General features: G+C 66.8%; 4 protein-coding genes. 3 read left to right on the top strand and 1 reads right to left on the bottom strand.

The annotated features are described in order from the left end of the window. The first annotated feature begins 183 nt into the window (after positions 1-183). From ACWIE7_RS18775 to ACWIE7_RS18785, 3 genes are read left to right on the top strand one after another with little or no spacing between them, the layout of a single operon-like run. On the top strand, positions 184-978 hold the full coding sequence (locus ACWIE7_RS18775; protein ID WP_061230130.1) for a ParA family protein: 795 nt from the start codon (positions 184-186) through the stop codon (positions 976-978). 5 nt (positions 979-983) lie between these two features. Next, on the top strand, positions 984-1,310 hold the full coding sequence (locus ACWIE7_RS18780) for a hypothetical protein (protein ID WP_061230129.1): 327 nt from the start codon (positions 984-986) through the stop codon (positions 1,308-1,310). 6 nt (positions 1,311-1,316) lie between these two features. Then, positions 1,317-1,595 carry a hypothetical protein gene (locus ACWIE7_RS18785; protein WP_378002109.1) on the top strand — a complete coding sequence of 93 codons (279 nt, stop codon included), beginning with the start codon at positions 1,317-1,319 and terminating at the stop codon, positions 1,593-1,595. A gap of 64 nt (positions 1,596-1,659) precedes the next feature. Here the strand turns inward: ACWIE7_RS18785 and ACWIE7_RS18790 are convergent, their stop codons facing one another. Then, the gene (locus ACWIE7_RS18790) at positions 1,660-2,289 is read right to left on the bottom strand and encodes a hypothetical protein (RefSeq protein WP_378002108.1); all 630 of its coding nucleotides are present in this window, start codon (positions 2,287-2,289) and stop codon (positions 1,660-1,662) included. Between the last annotated feature and the right edge of the window lie 185 nt (positions 2,290-2,474).

Here is a 2,474-nt window from a genome sequence, read left to right on the forward strand (position 1 = left end):
GGGAGGGGGGGGGGGGGGGGGGGGGGGGGGCCGCCCGCGCCATCCCCCCCCCCCCCGACCGCCGGCCACCCGCCCCAGTGGCCGGCCACGACACGCCCCTCACCCGAGCATCACACTTGCGCCATGCCCGCACCATGCACGGATATACTCGCACCATGCACGCATAAAGAAGGGAAAGTGCCCATGACCACGGTCATCGCGATCGCCAACCACAAGGGCGGCGTCGGCAAGACCACCAGCGCCCTCATGCTCGCCCATGCCGCCGTCGCCGACGGACGCCGCGTCCTGGTCATCGACCACGACGCCCAAGGGGGAGTGGCCCTGCGCATCCTCGGCGACCGCGACCCCGACGGCCACACCCTCGCCGACATCTACGCCCGCACCCCAGGCGTCACCCTCGACCGGGCCACCCACACCACCCGCCGCGACGGACTCGACATCGTCCCGTCCGGACGCGGCGCACTGGCCGCAGCTCTGCAATCACTTGGGGGAGTAGCCCCCGGCAAAGTCCTACACAAAGCCCTAGACGCCGTCCGCGACGACTACGACCTCATCGTCATCGACTGCGACCGCGGCCTATCACTGGGCACCATTAACGCCCTCTACGCCGCCGACCGGGTCCTGCTCGTCACCGAACCCGAAAACGACTCGTTCAACGGCATCAGCGACACCGGGGAACTCGTCGACGAAATCAACGAAGACCTCCGCCCCACCCGGCCGCTGCCCGATCCGGACATCCTCATCAACCTGCGCGACACAACCCGCACCGCCACCCACGGCCGCGTCGCCACCGAGATCCGCGAATGGGCCGACGCCTCCGGCTACCGCGTCCACCCCCACGACATCCCACGCCGCGCCTTCATCGCCGAAGCCGCCGCCAACGGCCAAGGCCTGGACGAGCTCAAGGAAATCGCCGCCGTCACCGTCCGCGACAGCTTCCACGAGCTGCTGACCACCCTGACCGCCGAGAGGAACTGATACCCATGGCCGCCAAGCCGCCCGTTCGCCAGCGCAAGACCACCGACAGCCTCGTCGCCCAGGCCGCGGCAGGGGAGAAGGCCGACCGCCCAGCCGACGCCCCCGAATACCGCAACTGGAACGTGCGCCTGCCCGCCGACCTCGTCGAACGAGTCTGGGGCACATGCCAGGCCCTCGAGGACGCCGAAGACCTCCCCAGCGCCGTCGCATTCACCGTCCGCGCCTTCGAGGAGCTGCTCGACCGGCTCGACGCCGAACACAACGACGGCCAGTCCTTCCACGCCGACGCCAGCCCGTTCCGCGCCGGCGGACGCACCACCTACAAGAGGTAGACACCCATGCACATCATCACCATCACCACGACCGCCCCGACCGGCGAGCTACTGGCACAACAGAACCTCACCACCGCCGGCGACCTCACCGAAGCGCTCGACCTGGCCGCCCACCACGCCTCAGCCAGCACCATCGACATCCACGCCCACGATCCGTACCAGCACCACGCCCACCTCATCGCCCTCGGCGACGAGCCCCACGCCGTCATCGCGCCCCGCATCACCCCAAGTGGACGCACCGACCTCATCGCCACCCTCCGAGCCGCCAGAACGCTGACGAGCTGAGCAAGGCGCTACTAGCTAACCCCGTGCCGACATAGAACGTCTTCTGCAATCCCCACATCGCCAGCTAGTCGGCCCAGGCGACGTCCCCGAAGCCCAGTCGCTCGAACTTCGACGGTGCGTAGAACTCGACCCTGTACTCACCGTTGTCCGGGTACGTGATGAAGCGCCCGACCCATCGCCCCTGGATCGAAAACCCCTCTTCCCGGCCCGACGACGACGTCTCATACGCCTGCTCATACAGATCGAAGTAGTCATCCAAGACTGATCCTCCGAGCCAGATCAGATCTGCTTCCGTGAGGCTATCGGGATCCCCGCATCCGGGCGAGTGTCCTTCCGCGTCCCTATTGCCGTGATGATCGACATGCCAGTAGAGGAACTCTTTGGAGTTGTTGGCCAAGAACGGCTCCCCGGTTAGACGGGCCAGCGAAAACGGGGGAATGTCGTCGCCGATGCTGTCCGTCATCGACACCGGGTCGACCTCGAGCTCCCACCACTCATCAGCTCCGGAACGTCTGTCACGTGGCCGGCCGGTCGCGGCCACGACAATCGCCAGGAACACCGGCCACGTCGTCACCAAACCCCTATCAGGGCTGCTGGGAGTCCGAGCGATACGCCGATTCCCGCCCGAGATCACCTCGACGTGCTCCTGCTGGAAATCAACGACAAGCCTCAAATCCTTCTCGCCAGTCGGCACTACGCGTCCTCTCATCCGACCTTGTCTTCCAAGAAAAACTAATAAAACGACTATTTGCCCGACGGGTGCGGGTGTTCTGGGGCCAGCTCCCGCGTGCAATACCGTCTGTCACCTCCCGGGGCGTAGTCCCCTGGCGTGGGTGGGTGGCCGGCCTTGGGTGGTGGGGCGTTTCTGGTGGTCAGCCC

Source organism: Dietzia sp. NPDC055343, assembly GCF_053645265.1.

Excerpts from the sequence above, each read along its gene's own strand:
- ACWIE7_RS18785 (WP_378002109.1), top strand. The coding sequence starts at position 1,317 with ATGCACATCATCACCATCACCACGACCGCCCCGACCGGCGAGCTACTG.
- ACWIE7_RS18780 (WP_061230129.1), top strand. The coding sequence starts at position 984 with ATGGCCGCCAAGCCGCCCGTTCGCCAGCGCAAGACCACCGACAGCCTC.
- ACWIE7_RS18775 (WP_061230130.1), top strand. The coding sequence starts at position 184 with ATGACCACGGTCATCGCGATCGCCAACCACAAGGGCGGCGTCGGCAAG.